The organism is Pantoea sp. B623, from assembly GCF_024814475.1.
Lineage (GTDB): Bacteria > Pseudomonadota > Gammaproteobacteria > Enterobacterales > Enterobacteriaceae > Pantoea > Pantoea ananatis.
Genome location: NZ_JANUXM010000004.1, coordinates 2,072,537 through 2,093,607 on the forward strand (window position 1 = coordinate 2,072,537; position 21,071 = coordinate 2,093,607).

At 57.4% G+C, this 21,071-nt stretch carries 17 protein-coding genes; 7 read left to right on the forward strand and 10 right to left on the reverse strand.

Annotation, left to right across the window (positions count from 1 at the left end; genetic code table 11):
- Positions 1 to 12 precede the first annotated feature (12 nt).
- Genes blh through dsbG form a run of 4 tightly spaced genes read left to right on the forward strand, consistent with a single transcriptional unit; the run spans position 13 to position 2,974 of the window.
- Positions 13 to 1,308, forward strand: coding sequence for a bifunctional sulfur transferase/dioxygenase Blh (gene blh / locus NXS97_RS11495; protein WP_116219979.1), 1,296 nt, complete (start codon positions 13 to 15; stop codon positions 1,306 to 1,308).
- A gap of 24 nt (positions 1,309 to 1,332) precedes the next feature.
- A complete protein-coding gene (locus NXS97_RS11500; RefSeq protein WP_029569386.1) occupies positions 1,333 to 1,758 on the forward strand; it encodes a YeeE/YedE family protein in 426 nt (141 codons plus the stop codon).
- Between the two features lie 15 nt (positions 1,759 to 1,773).
- The gene (locus tag NXS97_RS11505) at positions 1,774 to 2,208 is read left to right on the forward strand and encodes a DUF6691 family protein (RefSeq protein ID WP_013024238.1); all 435 of its coding nucleotides are present in this window, start codon (positions 1,774 to 1,776) and stop codon (positions 2,206 to 2,208) included.
- 13 nt (positions 2,209 to 2,221) lie between these two features.
- A complete protein-coding gene (dsbG, locus tag NXS97_RS11510) occupies positions 2,222 to 2,974 on the forward strand; it encodes a thiol:disulfide interchange protein DsbG (RefSeq protein ID WP_116219978.1) in 753 nt (250 codons plus the stop codon).
- A gap of 6 nt (positions 2,975 to 2,980) precedes the next feature.
- On the opposite strand, the gene NXS97_RS11515 is transcribed toward dsbG, so the two are convergent.
- From NXS97_RS11515 to NXS97_RS11545, 7 genes are all read right to left on the reverse strand, one after another.
- The gene (locus NXS97_RS11515) at positions 2,981 to 3,997 is read right to left on the reverse strand and encodes a substrate-binding domain-containing protein (protein ID WP_013024236.1); all 1,017 of its coding nucleotides are present in this window, start codon (positions 3,995 to 3,997) and stop codon (positions 2,981 to 2,983) included.
- Positions 3,998 to 4,026: 29 nt separating this feature from the next.
- Positions 4,027 to 5,436, reverse strand: coding sequence for a sucrose-6-phosphate hydrolase (locus NXS97_RS11520; protein ID WP_014595106.1), 1,410 nt, complete (start codon positions 5,434 to 5,436; stop codon positions 4,027 to 4,029).
- Positions 5,436 to 6,806 (reverse strand): sucrose-specific PTS transporter subunit IIBC, encoded by a 1,371-nt coding sequence (locus NXS97_RS11525; protein ID WP_259232129.1) that lies wholly within the window; start codon positions 6,804 to 6,806, stop codon positions 5,436 to 5,438. Before NXS97_RS11525 ends, NXS97_RS11520 begins: the two co-directional genes overlap by 1 nt.
- A gap of 66 nt (positions 6,807 to 6,872) precedes the next feature.
- The gene (locus NXS97_RS11530) at positions 6,873 to 8,390 is read right to left on the reverse strand and encodes a carbohydrate porin (protein WP_014606901.1); all 1,518 of its coding nucleotides are present in this window, start codon (positions 8,388 to 8,390) and stop codon (positions 6,873 to 6,875) included.
- 250 nt (positions 8,391 to 8,640) lie between these two features.
- The gene (locus NXS97_RS11535) at positions 8,641 to 9,885 is read right to left on the reverse strand and encodes an MFS transporter (RefSeq protein ID WP_014606902.1); all 1,245 of its coding nucleotides are present in this window, start codon (positions 9,883 to 9,885) and stop codon (positions 8,641 to 8,643) included.
- A 49-nt stretch (positions 9,886 to 9,934) separates the two neighbouring features.
- Positions 9,935 to 13,021, reverse strand: a complete 3,087-nt coding sequence (locus NXS97_RS11540) for a beta-galactosidase (protein WP_259232130.1) — start codon at positions 13,019 to 13,021, stop codon at positions 9,935 to 9,937.
- 504 nt (positions 13,022 to 13,525) lie between these two features.
- On the reverse strand, positions 13,526 to 14,443 hold the full coding sequence (locus tag NXS97_RS11545) for an aminoimidazole riboside kinase (protein WP_116219975.1): 918 nt from the start codon (positions 14,441 to 14,443) through the stop codon (positions 13,526 to 13,528).
- A 228-nt stretch (positions 14,444 to 14,671) separates the two neighbouring features.
- Between NXS97_RS11545 and yghU the strand changes: the two genes are divergently transcribed.
- Together yghU and NXS97_RS11555 are read left to right on the forward strand one after the other, a co-directional pair.
- The gene (yghU, locus tag NXS97_RS11550; RefSeq protein ID WP_042676616.1) at positions 14,672 to 15,535 is read left to right on the forward strand and encodes a glutathione-dependent disulfide-bond oxidoreductase; all 864 of its coding nucleotides are present in this window, start codon (positions 14,672 to 14,674) and stop codon (positions 15,533 to 15,535) included.
- A gap of 11 nt (positions 15,536 to 15,546) precedes the next feature.
- On the forward strand, positions 15,547 to 15,837 hold the full coding sequence (locus NXS97_RS11555; protein WP_013024228.1) for a DUF1330 domain-containing protein: 291 nt from the start codon (positions 15,547 to 15,549) through the stop codon (positions 15,835 to 15,837).
- Between the two features lie 158 nt (positions 15,838 to 15,995).
- On the opposite strand, the gene NXS97_RS11560 is transcribed toward NXS97_RS11555, so the two are convergent.
- Positions 15,996 to 17,432, reverse strand: a complete 1,437-nt coding sequence (locus NXS97_RS11560) for a methyl-accepting chemotaxis protein (RefSeq protein WP_013024227.1) — start codon at positions 17,430 to 17,432, stop codon at positions 15,996 to 15,998.
- Between the two features lie 154 nt (positions 17,433 to 17,586).
- On the reverse strand, positions 17,587 to 18,519 hold the full coding sequence (locus NXS97_RS11565) for a LysR family transcriptional regulator (protein ID WP_019105641.1): 933 nt from the start codon (positions 18,517 to 18,519) through the stop codon (positions 17,587 to 17,589).
- Between the two features lie 135 nt (positions 18,520 to 18,654).
- On the opposite strand from NXS97_RS11565, the gene NXS97_RS11570 reads away from it, so the two are divergent.
- Positions 18,655 to 19,725 (forward strand): tartrate dehydrogenase, encoded by a 1,071-nt coding sequence (locus NXS97_RS11570; RefSeq protein WP_014606905.1) that lies wholly within the window; start codon positions 18,655 to 18,657, stop codon positions 19,723 to 19,725.
- Between the two features lies 1 nt (position 19,726).
- Here the strand turns inward: NXS97_RS11570 and NXS97_RS11575 are convergent, their stop codons facing one another.
- The gene (locus NXS97_RS11575; RefSeq protein WP_013024224.1) at positions 19,727 to 21,058 is read right to left on the reverse strand and encodes a glycoside hydrolase family 28 protein; all 1,332 of its coding nucleotides are present in this window, start codon (positions 21,056 to 21,058) and stop codon (positions 19,727 to 19,729) included.
- Positions 21,059 to 21,071 lie beyond the last annotated feature (13 nt).

The following is a 21,071-nucleotide window of genomic DNA, read 5'->3' on the forward strand; positions in this document are numbered from 1 at the left end:
CGGGAACAGGTTATGAATATCCGCCATTTTAATGCGCAAGTCGCGTTTTCCGATGCACCACTTGCAGAGGATTTCAGCCAGTTGCACCAGTTGGGCTTTGAGGTTGTGGTTAATAATCGGCCTGATGAGGAAGAAGGCCCCTTTCTGCCTCATCAGCAGGAAAAGGCGCTGGCTGAGCAACTGGGCATGGACTACGTCTATATGCCCTTCACCTTTGACACACTGAGCTGGGAAGACGTTGAGGCTTTTCATCGTCGGGTTAAACGCGGTGCAAAAATCTTTGCACACTGTCGGAGTGGTGCGCGATCGCTTAGCCTGTTTTTACTGCATGAGTTACGCGAAGGCCGGATAGACGAGGCCGAATTTCGGGCTACCTGCCAACAGTTTGGTGCCGATGCCGATAAGCCCCTGGCCTGGTATGCAAACAGGCTGCGCCATCCGCCTCAGGCAGAGGTGTACCATTTCTATGAACCGGAGAGCGGAAGCCTGCAATATGTGATTGCTGACGGACAAACCCGGCGCTGCGCCATCATCGATCCGGTGCTGGACTTTGATCGCCGCTCGGGAGCGGTATTCTGTCAGCAGGCCCAACGCATACTGGATTTTATTCAGCAAAAAAACTGGCAGGTTGCGTGGGTTCTGGATACCCATCCTCATGCCGACCACTTCTCTGCCGCCGCCTGGCTGGCCGGGAAAACCGGTGCGCCTACCGGCATCGGTGAAAAGGTCACTGAGGTACAAAGGCTGTGGCAAACTCTCTATAACCTGCCCGGCCTGACGCCAGCTGAGAAAATCTGGGACACCTTATTCAGGGACGGCGAGGTGTTTTACATCGGCAATCTGCGGGGTGAAGTCATTTTATCTCCCGGCCACACGCTGGCGTCGGTGACCTATCACATCGCCGACTGTGCTTTTATCCACGACACGTTTTTTATGCCCGACAGCGGCACAGCGCGGGCTGATTTCCCCGGCGGCAGCGCTGCCGTATTATGGGACAGCCTGCAACGCATTCTGCAGTTACCTGACGACACACGTTTATTTACCGGTCATGATTATCGCCCTGACGGGCGCGACGTGCAGTTTGAAAGCACGGTACGTGAGCAGCGGGAAAACAATCCGTGGGTGGTTGATCAACATCAACAGGATTTTATTGCCCGGCGGCAGCAGCGTGATGCCACGCTCCCGCTTCCTGAACTGATGCTGATGGCACTGCAGGTCAATATCAACGGCGGACGGTTACCTGAACCCGAGAGCGATGGCGAGCGCTATCTGAAAATCCCGCTAAACCGCTTTTCACTTAAGACGTAAGCAGGGCATAAGGAGTCGAGCGTCATGCATATTGACCTGATCCATTTTACTCCGTGGCAAAGCCTGGCGGGCGGGCTGCTGATTGGCGCGGCGGCGGGCATGCTGGTGCTGTTTTGTGGCCGCATAGCCGGTATCAGCGGCATTCTGGGCGGTCTGCTTAAACGCCGCTCATCAGACAAGCCCTGGCGGCTGGCCTTTATTGCGGGCCTGGTCCTGTCGCCGCTGGTGTTCCAGCTGTTCAGCGCCCTGCCCGCCATTGAAACTGAAGCTTCATGGGGACGTCTGGTACTCGCCGGCGTGCTGGTGGGATTGGGTGTTCGCCTGGGCTCGGGCTGCACCAGCGGTCACGGCGTATGTGGATTATCGCGGCTGTCACTGCGCTCACTGGTGGCGACGCTGGTCTTTATGTTAACCGCCATGCTGACCGTTGGCGTGATGGGCCACGGGTGAATATCAGGAGGAACAATGGCCGTTTTATTTTCTCTGCTTAGTGGGCTGTTATTTGGCACGGGCTTAATCGTCAGCGGCATGGCGAACCCGGCCAAGGTTCTGGGTTTTCTGAACATTACCCGCGCCTGGGATCCCTCTCTGGCGCTGGTGATGGGCGGCGCGATTACCGTCGGGCTGGTGGCCTTCTGGCTGGCCTCCCGACGTGAGCGTCCGGTCTTTGGCGAAACCTTTCATCTGCCCGGCCAGCGCGCGCTGGATAAAAAACTGATCGCAGGGGCTATGCTGTTCGGGATTGGCTGGGGGCTGGCAGGCATCTGCCCCGGTCCGGCGCTGGTGCTGCTCGGCGGCGGAGTGCTTAAGGGCGCAGTGTTCCTGATCGCCATGCTGGCAGGCATGCTGCTCTTTGAGTGGCTCGACAGCCGCACCGCCTCACTTTCATCACGACGTTAAGAGACAGGGATTAATGAAAACGTTCAGGATACTGGTTTCCGCACTGCTGTTGAGCAGCACGACCCAGGCGGCTACGCTGCCCGCCCCCGTCCAGCAAATTGAAAAGCAGGGCGTGGAAATCATCAAATCTTTTAAGGCACCCGGCGGGGTTCAGGGCTGGCTGGGTCAATATCAGGGAACCGGCGTTACCATTTACCTGACGCCGGATGGTCAGCATGCGATTTCGGGCTATATGTATGACGCGCAGGGCAATAACCTCAGCGAAAAAATCATCAATGATGAAATTTATTTGCCCGCCGGACGTGCCATGTGGAAGCAACTGCAGGCCATGCCGGGCATCAAGGAGGGAAGCGCTGAAGCCGGCTGTCAGGTCGTGGTCTTTGCCGATCCGTTCTGCCCCTACTGCCGGACCTTCTGGCAGCAGGTGCAGCCGCTGGTACAAAATAACTCGCTCAGCATCAAAACCCAGCTTGTCGGCATTCTTAAGCCCGAGAGCGGACGCTACGCGTCTGCCATTCTCGCGGCGGCCGATCCTGCTAAAGCCTGGCAGGATTTCGAACGCTCGCAGGGTAAAAATAAGCCGGCCTTCCCGGACAGCACGCCGCGCGCGCTGTTTGATCAGATTCAGCATAACCAGGCGCAGATGCAGGCGTTAGGGGCCAACGGCACGCCCGCTATCTACTACCTGAATCATGAACAAAAGCTGCAACAGATTGTTGGCCTGCCTGATAAACAGCAGATGGCCGATCTGGCCGCCTGTCGGTAAGCGGCGTTAACGCGCCAGAGATGAACGGTAGCGCAGCCTGGCGGGCAAGATAATCTGTCTGTCCGCCGGTTCATGCCCCTGGATCATTTGGCTAATCACGGAAAAGCACTCCTGCGCCAGGCGCGGTACGTTCTGTTCTACGGTATCGATATGCAGTGACAGCGAATCATACAGGTAGTGATCGTCGAAACTGGCTATGTGAATATCACTCTCCAGCAGATGGTGCTGGCTCATATAGCGCAGCACCCCTTCCAGCAAACCGCAGGCGGCGGTAAACAGCGCCTTAGGTGGCCTGCCAAGACGGGCACACAGGGCCGCAAACATTTCATAGCCGCTGCTGGGATGGTAGTTGCCCTGAATAATCCATTCCGGCCGGGGACTTACTCCCGCCCGCTCCAGCCCCTGCATAAAGCCGGCCAGACGATCTTTGGTCGGCGACAGTCGTGGCTGCCCGCCCAGGAAATAGACCTCATCGGGATGAGCACGCGCCAGGCGCTCTACCAGCTCGGCGGTCGGCGTAATCGAATCGGTGATCACCAGCGGCAAACTGCTGTTATTCACGTGGCGGTCAAACAGCACGACCGGCAGCTGTTCACTCAGCTTGAGATAGTCGCTGTCGCTCTGCTGACTTGAGGCGACGATCAGGCCATCAACCTGACGCGAGACCAGGTTGTTAACCACCAGCGTTTCCTGGCTGGCATTTTCATCGGTACAGGAGATCAGCAGCTGTAGCCCGGCTTCACGGCAAAGGTTCTCTAGCGCGTGAGAGAAAACGGCGAAACCGTAGTTGGTGATCTCCGGCACCACCAGCCCTAACGTATGGCTGCGGTTTTCGCGCAGCAGACGGGCATGGATACTGGGTAGATAATGGTGCTGTTGCGCAAGAGACATCACGCGTTCGCGCGTCTCTTCTGCCACGCGCAGCTCTTTACCGCGCCCGTTGAGCACCAGGCTGGCCGTGGCTTTTGACACCCCGGCCAGCGCAGCGATATCACTGATGGTCACGCGCTTTGTTTTTTTCACGTCGGTGCTTCGTTCAAGGAAACAAGGGCTTATTCTACCATGCAGGATCGTAACGACCAGTAGCAGGCAGTGACTTCTGCGCTGCCGCTCAGGCGTAAACGGGCAGGATGCTGCGGGAAGTAGCGGCTACTCATCACGCCTTCGCCGTCATTGATAAAAATCTCGACGCTGGAGTGATCGCACAGAATATGCAGTTTGCGCGCGCTGCCGCACCAGTGACGATAAAGCCATTCGCCGTTTTCCAGACTGCGGCGTGCCAGACAAAGCGTCTCCTGATGCCAGCTCAGCCGGAGCGTATCGGCAAAGTCCAGCGTGATATCGCCGCCGGACGTCAGCACCAGCTCAAGACGTCGGGCCGCCATCTCCGGTGCGCCATCCGCAGGCCCGCGATAGCGTTGCTCGTCCAGCCGCAGCGCCTGCAGCTCGGCCACCGGCTGCTGATAAAGCCGCCCGTTCCGCTCGGTCAGCTCACGTATACAGGTCATCTGATGAATCCAGCCAAACGCCACGGTGGGCTGGCGCATTTCTTCGCCGTCCGGCACGCCCATCCAGCCCACCAGCAGCCTGCGCCCGTCCTGGGTTAACGTGGTTTGCGGGGCATAAAACTCAAAGCCGGCATCCAGTTCATTAAAGGCACCGTGCGAGTAATGCGCGTTCTCATAGTCGAGCGTACCGCTGAGCCATGCGCAGGGATGGGTATTCAGATAGCGCTTCTCTTCCCGGGGAATGCCCTGCGGGCAGCAGATCAGAAACGTCGAGGCTCCCAGGGTGAACATGTCAGGGCATTCCCACATATAGCCCGCCGCGCCTAATCCGCCCAGGCCACTTCCCGCTATTTCGCCCAGGTTCTCCCAGTGGCGCAGATCGCTGGCGCGCAGTAACAGGACTTTGCCCTGTAACTGCGCGTCCTGCGCGCCCAGCACCATGTACCAGTACCCGCCATGCCGCCAGACTTTGGGGTCACGGACATGACCGGTGTAGCCTTCAGGCAGCGGGATAACCGGCCCCAGCTTGTCGAATCCGCCCTCACCGTTCTGCACGGCCAGGCACTGCCAGGCGGTACGTGAGCCGTCCTCAAATTTAACATTCCCCGTGTAACACAGGGTTAGCTCGCCATTGTTGTCCACCGCACTGCCGGAATAGCATCCGCTGCGGTCATACTCTTCATCGGGCAACAGCGCGACCGGTTCGTGTTCCCAGTGCAGTAAATCCGCTGAACGCCAGTGGCCCCAGCATTTGTGCTTGTGCTCGCAGGCCAGGGCATTCCACTGATAGAACAGGTGGTACTGTCCGTTGAAGTGGATAAAGCCATTGGGATCGTTAAGCAGCCCGGTAACCGGCGCCAGGTGCCAGCCCGGATAGTGGCTGTCCTCCCGCGCCCTGGGCTGGCCTTTCATTACCGCCTTAAGCATGGCGGGCAGCAGGTTTTTCAGGGCCATTATTCAGAATCCGTTTTGTACTTGAGCAGGAAAGCGATGACAAAGGCGACACTAAAGGCGATCACCATACCAATAATATAATTCAGCAGCGAACTGGCCTGAACAATGGCCATGCCGGGTAAGCCAGTCAGCCCCACTGCGGTCATATAGACCTTAACGGAAATTACCCAGGCACCGCCGATGGCACCACCGATCAGTCCGGCAATAAACGGCTTCATAAAGCGCAGGTTGATACCAAAGATGGCGGCTTCGGTAATGCCCAGCAGGGCCGAAAAGGCTGAAGGTAAGGTAATGGCTTTGATTTTAGGATCCTTGGTTTTAAACCACACCGCCAGACAGGCACCGCCCTGCGCCACGTTGGCCATCGCCCAAATCGGCAACAGGAAATTGACGCCGATTGAAGGATTACCCAGCAAGCCCGCTTCAATGGCGTGGAAACTGTGATGCACGCCAGTAATCACGATAACGGAGTACAACCCGCCAAACAGTAATCCGGCCAGCCAGCCTGCATGAGCAATCAACGTGCTGAGCACGAAGGAGATGCCGTCCCCCAAGGCACGCCCCGCCGGACCAATAATCAGCAGCGCCACAAAGCCAGAAATAATCACGGTCAGGAACGGCGTCAGAATCAGGTCGAGCGCGTCAGGGATGATGCGCCGTAACTGTTTTTCCAGCAGGCTCATAAACCACACGGCCAGCAACACCGGAAACACCGTGCCCTGGTAGCCGATCATCGCGACTTCTATCCCAAAGAAGTTCATGGTGTGGAACCCGGACGCCACGCCCCAGGCATTGGTCAGCGCCGGATGGGTCAGGATGCCGCCCAGCGTCGCCCCCAAAAACGGGTTACCGCCAAACTCACGTGCTGCCGTAAAGCCGATCAGGATCGGCAGAATAATAAACGCCGCCGAACTGCACATATCCAGCATGATATACAGGGCATATTCCGGGTTCACCCAGCCATAGGTTTTGACCATGCCCAGCAGGCCCATGAGCAGGCCGGACGCGACAATGGCCGGAATAATCGGCACGAAAATATTCGAGAGCAAACGGGCGATGCGCTGGAAAGGATTGAGCTTGCGGGCCGCGATATCGGCGGCTTCAGATTTACTCGATTCACTGATCCCGGCTTCGGCGACAAAGGCGGCGTAGACTTTGTTGACCACCCCGGTGCCAAAAATCACCTGCAGCTGTCCGGCATTACGGAAACAGCCTTTTACCCCGTCGATTTTACCGATCGCGCTGCTATCCGCTTTGGCGTCATCGACCAGCACCAGCCTGAGCCGGGTCGCGCAGTGCGCCGCGCTGGCAATATTCTCTTTGCCCCCCAGCAACGGCAGTAATGCACGGGAGATTTGTACGAAATCCATAAAAAACCTCTGTTTTATCATGTAATAGTGTCGGCCCGGCTGAAACGGCCCCGCAGGGCCGACTGATCAGAACCAGGTTTCCATTTGTACGCCGAAGTTCCACTCACCGCCCGCTTCAAAGCCGCTGCTGCCAAAGGCATCGCCGCGCGCGTAGTTATCCAGTCGGTGGTCCCAGTCCATCCAGGTGGCAAAAAGGCGAATTTCCGGACGTTTGAGGAATTCACCCACGTTGCTGGCCTTCAGCGTAGGCGCAACGGTCAGTTTGTAGAAATTACCGTTGACCGCACTGCGCTGATTAAAGCCCTCTGGCCGCAGATCCATATACTGATAGGTAGCTTCGTACTGCATTTCAAAGTTCTCGGTCAGCCCCTGAATCAGGCGCATGTTGGCGGTGGCCCACTGATAGCTGTCGCCCTTGACGTAACGATCCTTACTGCTTTGCGCCAGCACCGCCGGGGCGATATGCCAGCCGCCGCCCAGCGGGGTAATCCCGTAGCTGGCCAGCCGCCAGGTATCGGCATCCGGTAACAGTGCCCCGTCTGAACCGATAGCTTTTACCTCTGCACCTAAGCCGTGACCGTACAGCACGGCCGTTTTCGCTGAACCTTCGCGCAGGCCATAGAAGCTGTCGTTATGCAGCCCCACCAGCGCATGTAACCCGGTGTTCGCGGCATCGCCCTTCACCTTCAGGCCGTTCACATCCAGCCGGTCGTCGTTATCTTTCGCCCGCATGCCGCTCAGCATCAGCTGGAATGGGCCGTAAAAGTTGTTAGCCGTCAGAATATAGTTCTGTGCGGTGTTGTCGTTGTTCTCGATATCGCCAAAGGTTCGTCCGTAAAGCGACAGGTTGCTGTGGGCCTGATCGCTCCACTTCATGTCGTAAATACCTGCTCCGGTACCGGCGAGAAACACCACATCGGAGTCGATCCAGTGGATATCGAAATTATCCCGGTCAAAGCGTTTACCCGCCCAGACGGTCGTGTCTTTGAACGCGCCGGTAAAGGTTGGGAGCTGGCCCAGCTCGACAAAAGCCTGACGCAGATTGAGGTCGCTGCTGGATGCCGTCCAGTCGTTATAGGTGCGCTGACCGTCGGCCAGCATCGCCTTGAAGCGGGTCGTTGCACCGTTTTCTAGCGTTTGTTTATGTTCCAGATTCAGCTCTACATAGGTATCAGGTTCGTTACCTAAGCGGCCGACGTGCCCGCCGGTTTCCCCGGCAGGCGTCACGGTCGGGCCGCCCTGAGTTTTGGTCGCCGAGCTGTTCATCAGTAGCCCGGAACGGGCATATCCGTGAAATTCGAAGCCGTCTTCACTGCTCGCTTTCTGCTCCAGCTTCGCCGTGCGCTGTTCAACCTGCGTCGCGGTGGCCTGGCTTTTCTGCTGTGCGCGGGCAAGCTGCTGCGCCTGTTTTTCTGCGGCTTCTGCGCGATTCTCTGCCGCATTCGCCCGCTGCTCCGCGGCCTGTAACCGCTGCTCCAGTGCCGCCAGCCGTGCTTCAATACTGCTCATGCTTGGTTCTGCTGCCAGAACCGGCCCCGCGCTCAGTAGCAGCCCAACGGTTACGGCAAGTGCCTTTTTATTCATCGTTTTACATCCCAGAAAAGGTAAGGGTAGTGATGCTGTCTTTTGCTAAACCGTTTTAGTTTTCGGATGATATTCATCGATGTATTTTCAGGCAAAGTAATTTGCTAAACCGATTTTATGAATGTGAGACAGTTCGCAAAACGAAGCGGCGACGAGGCGAAAAGGGGGAATGACGTGATGAAAAAAACGCGGTCGGCAAGCAGACAACCGGATGCGTCATGACGCCTGTCCGGTTGTCTTGAGGAAGGGATCAGGCAGCCTGACGACGTAACAGCGTCAGCGGTCCCGGCCCGCTCAGAGTGAAAACGGAGATCAACGTAAAGGCCATCGCAATAGAGCCTAGCACCAGATAGGCGCCATGGAAGCCAATACTTTCATACATGTTACCCGCCAGAACCGACATGAATATCATCGCTAACTGTTTGAAGAAGCAGAAGCACACCAGATAAATGGTGGCGGAGAAGCGCACTTCAAACTGGCTGGTGATGTATTTAAAGCAGCCGACAATCAGGAAAGGGATTTCAAACATGTGCAGCGTTTTAAGAATCACCACTTCCACTGCCGTGGTGGCAAAGGAGGAACCGATAATACGCACGGACATGATCATGCCTGCCAGCAGCAGGGCGTTCTTGCCGCCAATGCGGTTAACGATCAGCGGAGCAAAAAACATGATGGACGCGTTCAGTAATTCACCCAGGGTGGTTACATAGCCAAATACCCGCGTACCCTGTTCGCCTGTAGCAAAGAATGAGGTAAAGAAGTTAGCGAACTGCTGGTCGAACACGTCATAGGTACAGGACACGCCGACGACATACAGGGATAAAAACCACAGTTTTGGCTGCCTGAACAACTCCAGCGCCAGCTTCAGGCTGAACGCCGAGTGATTCGCTCCCACCGCCTGCGCAACCGTCGCGGATGACGATGTGCTGGTACGGGAGAAGAACAGCAGCAGCGCCAGAATCACGGCACAGCCCGACCCCAGCCAGAACACAAACTGGTTATTGATGGTGAACATGATCCCGACGATGGAGGCGCACAAGGCCCATCCTACACAGCCAAACATGCGCGCCCGGCCAAATTCAAAATTGCTGCGGCGGCTGACTTTCTCAATGTACGCTTCAATCGCGGGTGCCCCGGCGTTGTAGATAAAACCCAGGTAAATACCGCCAACAATCGAGCCCGCCAGAATATTCACCTGTAATAGCGGCCCAAAAACGTAAATAAAGAAAGGTGCGAACATCACCAGCATACCGGTGATAACCCACAGCAGGTGTTTTCGCAGGCCGAGCTTATCGGACAACAGGCCAAACAGCGGCTGAAACAGCAGAGAAAACAACGAAATACTGGCAAAAATAATGCCGGTATCCCCTTTGCTGATATGGTTAATATCATGCAACCAGATGGGGAAGAACGGGAAATAGGCACCCATGATGAAAAAGTAAAAGAAGAAGAAAAAACCAAACAGCCAAAAATTCGTGTTTTTTAAATAGTACATATTGGACGTCCTTACGCGAGAGTCAGGCAGGCGCGAGCCTGCCCGCTCATTATTTTTGTTGCCCCCAGATAAACTGGTAGCTGTAACGTCCTGCACTGAGCAGGAATTCCGGTGATACCGACGGGCTCCAGGAATCGTCTCCGCCGACGCCCATGTGGAAGCCATCAATATTGAGCCACGTGCCCGCCTCAGGCCGTAACAGGTGGCGATGGCAGGTTTCCATCAGCTGTGTCTGGCTGTAGCGACTGATGTTGAACTGGAAATCGCCACGCCACTGGTGCGCACCATAGTTGAGTTCACGCGTGCCGCAGCGCAGGCCGTTTTCAGTGGGGAAAACATACGGAGTGTACATTTCACTCAGCGGTAAATCCCAGCGGTCGAAGCAGGCAGAGGTCAGGCGATCCGGGTAATTTTCATGCGGCCCCAGGCCTAACCAGTTCACTCGCTCGACGATCTGGGTGAGCTGACAGCTCATACCGATGCGTGCCGGATAAGGCGTGCCGCTCGCGATCTCCACGTTGACCGTCACCGCCATCTCGCCAAATCCATCAATACGGTACGCTTTACGGCTGATAAACAGCGTTTTGCCCTGGAACTGCCAGGCATGGACGGTGTTGATCACGACGGCGTCGGAGAGCGCTTCGGCGGTGCACTGCAGGGTGGTGACCTCAGACTGATAGTGCCCCGCCGCTTTCCAGCGCTCTACCCAGGCATTAGGGTCGATGCGCGTGACTTCGCTGACGCCGATATCGTTATCCAGCGGCGCACGGGTAAACTGATCGCGCAGCGGCGACAGGAGCTGCGGCTGATCGTCGATCCAGTACTGGGTGAGCACGCCCTGCTGACGGCTGAATGCCCAGCGCTGGTTGTTCACCGCCACGCTGAAGGTGTCTTCGCCGCGGCTGAGCTGTGGCGCACTCGCCGCCTGAGGCGGCAGGACCACATTCAGGATCGCCTCCAGTGGCCACTGCTGCCAGGCGCTGATATGACCGGCTTCTGACCAGGCCGTCGGCTGAGGCTGTTCCACCCGCACCGTCAGCCAGAGCTGGCCTGCAGATTGAGGCAGCGGCACCTCCGGGAGTGCGATCTGTTGGCGGCTCTGTGGCGCGATATCCAGCGTGACTTCACCGGCGGCCAGCAGGTTGCCATCCTGAGCCACCGACCAGTGCAGGATTTCATTATCACTGTGGCGGAACAGGTATTCGCTGGTCACTTCCAGCGTGCGCTCGCTGCCCTGTAGCAGCCTGAACTGGAAGAACTGCTGCGCATGGCGGGCTTCGTAGAGCGAGGGATGGGGCGTCCGGTCGGCAAAGACCAGCCCGTTCATGCAGAACTGGCGATCATTAGGCGTATCACCAAAGTCGCCACCGTAGGCAGCCCAGGGTTCGCCGTTATCGTCATATTTTATGAGCGACTGATCGACCCAGTCCCAGACAAAACCGCCCTGCAGGCGAGGATACTGACGAAATGCCTGCCAGTATTTTGCGTAGCCACCAAGGCTGTTTCCCATGGCATGAGCATATTCACAGAGAATAAGCGGACGCTGCTCGCCTGGCATAGACAGCCATTTTTTAATGGACCATTTCGGCACGGCCGGGAAAGGTTGATCCTCATCGACCCGCGCATACATCGGACAGATAATATCGGTCGCTGCGGTATTGGCCCCGCCACCTTCGTACTGGACCGGGCGGGAAGGATCTTCACTTTTCAGCCAGCGGTAGAGCGCATCATGGTTAGCACCGTGGCCCGATTCGTTACCCAGTGACCAGATAATAATGCAGGGGTGATTACGATCGCGCTGCACCATGCGCGTGACGCGCTGGCTCATGGCGGGAAGCCAGACGGGATCGTCGCTCAGGCGATTCATCGGCACCATGCCATGCGTTTCGATGTTGGCTTCATCGACGACGTACAAGCCGTAGTGGTCACACAGGCTATACCACAGGGGATCGTTAGGGTAATGGGAGCAGCGCACCGCGTTGAAGTTATTCTGCTTCATCAGCAAAATATCCTGCACCATAGTGTCACGATCCATCACCTGACCGCGTTCAGGATGATGCTCGTGGCGGTTGGTGCCGCGGATGAGCAGTGGCTGACCGTTGAGCAGCAGCAGGCCATTTTCGATGCTGACGTGACGGAATCCCACGTCGCAGGCCTCCGCCTCAATCAGCGTACCGTCCGTCCGGTGTAACTGCACAACCGCCCGGTAGAGATGCGGCGTTTCCGCACTCCACAGCGCAGGGTTAGCAACGTTGATGCACAGCGTTGTCCGATCGCTCCACGCGCCGCGCTCGTCAATAATCGCGCTGCCCAAGGGCGACGTCGCTTCTCCGGTTAGCGTGTCACCCGCGAAGAGCTGCACGCTGACCCGTAAATCGTCATCCAGTGCTCCGGCGACCCGCACCTCAGCTTCCAGCCGCGCACGACTGAAATCGTCATTGAAATGCGTACGAATGCGCAGATCGCGAAGATGGCTGGCAGGCTTATGCAGCAGGGAAACATCGCGGAAAATACCACTCATGCGCCACATATCCTGATCTTCCAGATAGCTGCCATCGCTCCAGCGCAACACCATCACCGCCAGGCGATTTTCACCTTCGCGCAGAAATTCGCTCAGATCAAATTCAGACGGCAAGCGGCTGTCCTGCCCGTAGCCCACCCAGCGTCCGTTGCACCAGAGATAGAAGGCTGAATTCACGCCGTCAAAAATAATTCGGGTTTCTCCATGTTGCAGCCAGTCTGCATCCACATTAAATGTGAGCGAATAACATCCCGTAGGATTTTCAGCCGGAACGCGCGGGGGATCAACCGGAATGGGATAGGTAACATTGGTGTAAATCGGAACATCATAGCCCTGCATTTGCCAGACTGACGGCACGGTAATCGTCGCTGCCGCCTGCAAATCCTGGGTGCGCCAGCTATCCGGCACCGCCTCGGGCGCAGGGAAAAAGGCAAACGTCCATTCGCCGCTCAGGCTTTTTCGCTGCGCCGATGGCGCGTTGTTATGGGCCGCCTCAGCGCTGCGCCAGCTGTAAAACGGCGGATGGGCTTCTAGCCGGTTATGTTCGCTGACGCCGGGGTTTTCCCAGTCGCGCCGGGCGAGTACGGCCGCTAATGAATCTCTGTCCAGGGTCATGGCAGTCTCCTGCATAAAATTGTTATCCGCTCACATTGAGATGACATTACGAGGCCTGAATGGGGATGTAAAGCAACGAAGGGCGAATGAGTGAACTGCCTCACAGCAAAGCGGGATCGGCAGTGAGATTTATGAGCGGGGTCGCTGTCTTGCCGGCCCCGGTCAGGATGCGCGAACGGGGAGCGCTGACAACGGGCGGATGGCCGCGGGAACAGATCAATGCGCGAAAAGGCTCGGCATGATGGGGCAACAGTAAAGCCTGCGTTGCGGTGACAGACAAAGCCCGACCACGCTTTATGCCGGCAGGCGGTTCACCCTGAGCGGCCGGGTCATCAGCGTGGACAGGGGCTGATCGCTCTGCCCGACCTGAGGTAACGGGCGCTGTCCCCTTTAGTGATGACAGGCCCGCTGGATGAGCGGCCGACCCCGTTTGGCGCTGCACCCGCTGACTGACCGGACACAGGCGAGGGTTGCCGGTCAGTGCATCGTGGCGTTATCGGGATATCATCCTTCAATTTGGTCACGATAAGGCAACGCGGTCATCGCCCCTTTTGCCGTCGTCGCCAGCGCCCCACACTGCTGTGCGCTGCTGAGTCGTGCCGCCAGCTCGGCCTCATTAGCGGGCATCCCCTTTTCCGCCAGCCCCCATAGCAGCCCGGCGACAAACGCATCCCCTGCGCCGGTGGTGTCCACGCTCACCACAGGCAGCGTGGGATAGTGATAATGTTTACCCTGATGCCAGACTTTTACTCCGGCCTTGCCCTGGGTGACCATCAGCAGGCTAATCGCAAAGCGTTCCGCCAGCGCCTGCATGCTGTCAGCGTGTTGCGCCCCCGGAGTCAGAAAAGCCAGCTCTTCCTCAGACAGCTTGACCACATCGGCCAGCTGTAACGCTCGGTTCACACAGTCCCGCAGTTGGGCATCGTCGTGCCACAGATCGTGACGAATATTGGGATCAAAGCTCACAAAGCCACCGGCATCGCTGATCTGCTGCATGGCAGAAAAGGTGGTGGAGCGCGAAGGTTCTGCCGCCAGGGCAATTGAGCAGCAGTGAAGCCATTCACCTTGCTCAAACCTGGGGAGATCGCCTTGTTCCAGAAACAGATCTGCGCTGGGGCGCACCATAAAGGTAAAAGTCCGCTCACCTTCCTGATCCAGCGCCACCACCACCGTTGAGGTGCGCTGGGCGCTGTCCAGCGTCATATAGCGGGTATCAACCTGTTCAGTCGCCAGCGTGTGCTGCATAAAGTGACCAAAAGGATCGTCCCCAACCCGGCCAATAAACCCGCTGCGGCCCTGTAAGCGGGCAATGCCCACCGCCACATTGGCGGGCGCCCCGCCTGCACACTGTATTAAATGCCCCGGCCCGTCCGGAAGCAGGTCCACCACGGCATCACCCAGACACCAGACTCGTGCTGACATACCTCTCTCCTACGCAGATAAAGCTAAATTTTACTAAACCGTTTTAGCTTAGCATTGCTCAGGCGTCATAAATGTGATTTGTGTGGGGAAAATCTCTTCGCACTGGCGGTAAAGCTGTCTTGAGCGCTGTAGTAAAGCGATACAAAGTCACCGCCACCAGGGTTAAACCAGCGCGCTGGCAACTGCTACACTCGTGAAAACTCCAAACACAAAAAGGCGAACCTCATCATGTCTGAACAACACTATCAGCCCGCTAAAGTCTGGAAGTGGGACCCGGAAGCGAAAGGTAATGGTGCCAAAACTAACCGCCCTACCGCTGGCCCAACCCATGAAAAAGCCCTGCCGGTTGGTAAGCATCCGCTGCAGCTCTACTCTCTGGGCACGCCTAACGGCCAGAAAGTCACTATTCTGCTGGAAGAGCTGCTGGCGCTGAACGTGAACGATGCAGAGTACGATGCCTGGTTAATCAATATTGGTGAAGGCGACCAGTTCACCAGCGGTTTTGTTGAGATCAACCCCAACTCCAAAATCCCGGCACTGTGCGATCATTCAGCCACACCACCGATTCGCGTATTTGAATCCGGTAACATCCTGCTCTATCTGGCGGAAAAATACGGTTATTTCCTGCCGAAAGATCCGGCCAAACGCACCGAAACGCTGAACTGGCTGTTCTGGCTGCAAGGCTCAGCCCCTTACCTTGGCGGCGGCTTTGGTCACTTCTATCATTACGCGCCAGAAAAGATTGAATACGCCATCAACCGCTTCTCACTGGAAGCCAAACGTCAGTTTGACGTGCTGGACCGTCAGCTTGCCGATAACCGTTATCTGGCGGGTGACGATTACACCATCGCCGATATCGCCACCTGGCCGTGGTACGGCAGCATGGTGCTGTATAACCAGTACAATGCGGCAGAATTCCTCGACCTTCAGTCCTACAAAAATGTGGTGCGCTGGGCCGAAGAGATCGCCCTGCGTCCGGCCGTTATGCGCGGCCGCAAGGTGAACCGTGTGATGGGCGAACCCGCCGATCAGCTGCGCGAGCGCCATGACGCATCGGACTTTGATACGCAAACCCAAGACAAGCAAGCCTGAGGAGAAAAACGTTGAGCGCTTACGTCGTATTTATTCGTGACAACACCCTGGATCAGGATGAAATGGTGACTTACGCCGATAAAGCCGGCAAAGCCCATGGCAACCATCCCATCAAGCCTTTAGCCTTTTACGGCGATCTGGAAACCCTGGAAGGCCCCGAGGCGGAAGGTGTGGTGATTATTGAATTTCCGAGCACCGACGCCGCCCATGCCTGGTATGACAGCCCGGAATATCAGGAGGCGAAACAGCACCGCCTGAAGGGCGCGACTTATCGTGTACTGTTGGTAAAAGGCGTCGATTAATCGCTTTGCGGGCATGCCCGCCATTGCCCCGCAGTCCATCTGGCCTGCGGGGCACTCGCGCCCATCGACGCGGCTGATACGGCATGCTCGCGACCCGGGCAATAACGCCCGTGTTTTCTCCGCCAGAACCGCCTCATAACGGATTCTGCCTGCTTCGCCTAGCTAAAACGAAACAGTGAGATGGCCTGTTGTAACGTGCTGGCCTGCTGACGCTGGTGCTGCGCCACCTGTAGCGTTTCGGTCACGTGTTTGACGTTATGATTCACGCTGTCATCAATACTGTTAATGCTGTGCTGAATCTGTTCGATGCTCTGATTTTGCTGCACGCTCATCTCCGACAGCTCGTTCACCAGCTGTGAAAGGCTGTCGATACTGACGTGAATCGCCTGCATGGTCTGGGCGGCCTGATCAACCTGCGCGGTGCCCTGCTCGGCGCTGGAACTGGACACATCCATGAGCTGGCGAATCTCACGGGCGGCATTTTCACACCGCAATGCCAGGCTGCGCACTTCATTGGCCACCACGGCAAAACCCCGGCCTTCCTGACCCGCGCGGGCGGCTTCTACTGAGGCATTCAGGGACAAAATCGTCGTCTGGAAAGCAATGCCGTCAATCAGTTCAAGAATGGTTTTAACCCGGCCAGACTCCACGTTAATCTGCGCCATGGAGGCCATCGCCCGCTGAATATTCTGTTGACCTTTATTCGCTACCTGGCGGGTTTCATGAGCCAGATCGCAGGCCGTTTGCGCCTTATCCTTCGCCTGACTGGCGGCAACGCTGATTTGTGACATCGCGGTGGTCGCCACCTCCAGCGCCTGAGCCTGTTCATCGGTGCGCTGCGACAGGGCGGCGTTACGCGACAGCATGCTGTCGGCCTCCTGCAGCAGTTCAGCGACGCCGTGGCTGACCTGGTTCAACGTACCGCGCATCGTGCTCAGCGTCTGGCTAAAGGTTTTGGCGAATGGCGTTTCACTCTGTTGATTTTCCACCGACAGCGTCAGGCAACCCGGTTCACGGTTGATGCGGGCAGCCAGTTGCGCGACCTCACTTGAAGCGCGGAGATCGGCGGCCATCTGCCGGGCGATAAGCACCAGCATCGCGGTCTGTACCACCACAAACAGCGCGTGGAAAAGCACCATATCCAGACCGGGATGGTGAAAGACCACGATGCCAAACAGATCGTGTTCCTGCAGATAGTTAAACAGGAGATGATGAACGGCGCCTGTCGCGGCGGCCACCAGCAAGGGTCGGCTGTCGCGATAGACCAGCAATACCGACAGCAAGACAAACACCGAAAAGTGGAACTCGGTTTCGCCCTGGCCCAGTTGAATCAGCAAACCCGCGAAGCCGATGAGCGTGAAGGCCAACCATAAGCGCGAAAATAGCGTGCCGTTTGCCAGCCATCCCACCAGCGTGGCGACCAGTGCCAGCCCGGTGCCGACCGTTATCGCCAGCCAGGTTGACTGGTACAGGCTTCCGACGATGGCTGAAATCACCACCATGATCCAACACAGCATGACAATCAGCCTGTCTGCCTGTTTTGCAATACGTTGAGGGGAAACGCCATCCCCGGAGCGGGTTAAATCTGTATTCATCGCCAGGCATCCACCAGAGGTTAAACCGCGCCTCAGACCAGAGGCGTGCTCACAGTCGATCTACGCAACGGGCGCAGACACATAAGATCGGTATCGACGCTGCCGGAAAATACTTTAATAGTGATAATGATTTACAGAAAAGTTGCGTGGGACATTACAGATGAGTTAGCGCGCTATCGCTTTGAAGCCTTTCCTGTAGAAAGGTCACAAACGCCATGAGCCGCGAGGGCTGCTGTCGCTGCGCCTGCCAGACTGCGAAGATATCGCCGTCCGGTGACCGCCATTCGGGCAACACATGCCGCAGCTCCCCGGCTGCAATGCTGTGTTTTGCATCCCACCAGGAGCGCAGCAGGATGCCATGACCATCCAGCGCCATGCGCATCGCCACCTCGCCATCGTTCGTGACCAGGTTTCCGCGGACTTTCTGACTCAGGCTCTCCGCATCGCTGACAAACCGCCACAGGGCGAAATCGCTGTCATGCTGCCTCAGTAAAATGCAGTTATGCTGCGCCAGCGCCCGGATGCTGTCCGGCAACCCGTGTTTGGCGGCGTAGGCGGGCGAGCAGCAAAGTACACGCGGGTTGTGCACCAGTTTCCGGGCGACCAGCCGTGAGTCTGGCGGTTCGCCGACGCGAATGTCGATGTCCACATGGGCATCAAGAAAATTCAGCGACTGACTGCTGAGCTGCAGGGAAAGCGCCAGATGAGGATGCAGGGCAGCAAAGGCAGACACGCAGGGCGCGATATGGCGGCGGCCAAAACCAAACGAGGCATTAATATTCAGCGTGCCGCGCAGCTCGGCCGTTTCGCCGCTCACCGCGTCTTCCAGCGCCACCAACTGCTCCAGCAACGGACGAGCCCCTTCCAGGTATCGACGGCCTTCGGGCGTCAGTTCCAGCCTGCGCGTGGTGCGGCGCAGTAACTGAACCCCCAGCCGCTGCTCCAGCAGGCTCAGGCGTTTGCTGACGGCCGCCAGAGAAAGCCCCAGCGCCCGCGCGGCCGCCGTCAGGCTGCCCAATGACGCCACGCGCAGGAAAAACGCCAGATCGTCACTTGACGTCCGAGATTCTCTACTTTGATTCAACATGGGATTAACTTTAAGGCCAATTGTTTACCTCAGGTGGAGAGTTATACTGCGCTAACGCCCGGTGATAAATCAAGCTGCACCAAGACAGCATACGGAAACCTGACCGACTCACCCTACCAACCTCAGAGGTGCCCAGTGACAGAGAAGATCCATCGTATTGCCGTGATTCCCGGCGACGGCATTGGCAAAGAAGTGATGCCAGAAGGCGTGCGCGTGATGAACGTGGCGGCAGAGAAGTTCAACATTCCACTGCGCTGGGAGTGGTTCGATTATGCCAGCGCAGAATACTGGCAACAGCATGGCAAAATGCTGCCGGACGACTGGTTTGCTGAGCTGAAAACGTTCGATGCGATTTATTTTGGCGCGGTTGGCTGGCCTGATGTGGTGCCGGATCATGTTTCGCTTTGGGGATCGCTGTTGCAGTTTCGCCGTGAGTTTGATCAGTACGTGAACCTGCGTCCGGTACGCCTGATGCCCGGCGTGAAAGCACCGTTAGCCAACCGTAAGCCGGGCGATATCGATTTCTACGTGGTGCGGGAAAACACCGAAGGCGAGTATTCCAGCGTGGGCGGCACCATGTTCCCCGGCACCGAGCGGGAAGTGGTCATTCAGGAAACGGTCATGACCCGCGTGGGCGTCGATCGCATTCTGAAGTTTGCCTTCGAACTGGCCCAGCGTCGGCCCAAAAAACACCTGACCTCTGCCACTAAATCGAACGGTATCGCGATTACCATGCCCTACTGGGATAACCGCGTTCAGGCGATGGGTGAGCACTATCCCGAGATCAAGGTGGATAAATATCATATTGATATTCTTACCGCCAATTTTGTGTTGCATCCCGACTGGTTTGATGTGGTGGTTGCCAGCAATTTGTTTGGCGATATCCTGTCGGATCTCGGCCCTGCCTGCACCGGTACCATTGGCATCGCGCCGTCTGCCAATATCAATCCGGAAGGCAAATTCCCCAGCTTGTTTGAACCGGTGCACGGCTCGGCGCCCGATATCGCCGGTAAAAATATCGCCAACCCGATCGGCCAGATTTGGTGTGGTGCCATGATGCTGGAGCATCTCGGCTACAAGGAAGCCGGTGATGCCGTGCTGAACGCCATTGAGCGTACCCTGGCCGCCGGTGAACATTTAACCCGCGACCTGGGCGGCAGCGCGGATACGCAGCAGTTGGGTGCCGCTATCGCGGCGGCGCTGTAACTTAGTCTGCCAGCAGCACAACGCTGTCCGGATGCCAGCCTGACGGCAGCGGCTCAGGCCGCTGAATCGTCAGGTTGTTCAATTGCAGGTTCTCAACGCCGCGCGCAAACAGTCCCGGCAGCCCACCGGGATAGCGCTCAACGCCGTAAGCCTCGCCCGTGGTTTTATCCAGCCGGTAAGCATTATCCAGCCCCATCCCGGTGGGGGAATCGGGATTACAGGGCGGCCGCACATCGTACTGTCCCTGCACGCCCTGCGCGACAGTTTGCCGCAGATGGAGTTGATTGAGTGAAATATCACGGATCCAGCCTGGCTGGGCAGCATGCAGGTTGATCGCGCCCTCTGCCACACCGCTGAGCTGACTGAACTGGACTTGCTCCACGATCCCCGGCAGCACCGCCGGATCACGGGTCCGTACGGAGATAAAAATGGGATCGGCTTTGCCCCAGTGGCAGGCGGCAACATGATGGCAGCTAAAGGCGATTGTGCTGAAGAGGACGCGCCGTATCGCCCCACCATCCCGTGACACAATGCCGATGCCACGGTTGGAATCGAACAGGGTGCAGCCTGAAACGGTAATATCTTCAATATCGTCCCAGGTTTCAGTGCCGATCTTCAAGGCGCAGCTGTCGCTGCGCAGCAGGCAGTTGCTCACCGCGATTCGTCGCGCCGGACGACGCAGGCCAGCGGGCTTGAAGGTGGTTTTGATGCAAATCGCATCATCTGCCGCGCTGAAATAGCTGTTGCTGATAAAAACCGCCTCGCAGCTGTCAATGTCCAGTGCGTCGGTGTTGGGCAGCGTCATGGCGTTATCAATGGTCAGACGTTCGATATGCACATGGCGGCAGCTGACAAGGTGCACCGTCCACATCGGTGCGCGGATCAGGCTGATGTCCTGCAACCTGACCTGCTCGCAATCCTCAAACACGATCATGCGTGGCCTGTCTGCTTTTGGGACCCGGTAGCCCTGTTCGTCAGGCTCCGCCGCAAACCACGCTTCGGCGTCTCCCTCAATATGGCCCTGACCAGTAATTGTCAGGTTACGCTGCCCCAGCGCATACAGCAGGACGTTATGCGATTTCTCGGCACAGCTCAGCGCTTTCCACTGTTGGTAGTCCGCCAGATGTCGGCTGGCAACCAGCACTGCGCCGGCTTCAAGGTGCAGCTCAAAATCGGAAGGAAGGTTCAGGCAGCCGCTGCGATAACGCCCCGGCGGCAGCGTAAGTCGCCCACCGCCCGCCGCCGCAATCTGGTCAATCGCCTGTTGCAGGATGCGTGTATCAGGGGTTTCGCCGTCTGCGACGGGATGAAAATCGCCAAGGGAAAGATGCATCGTCCGGCCTTAG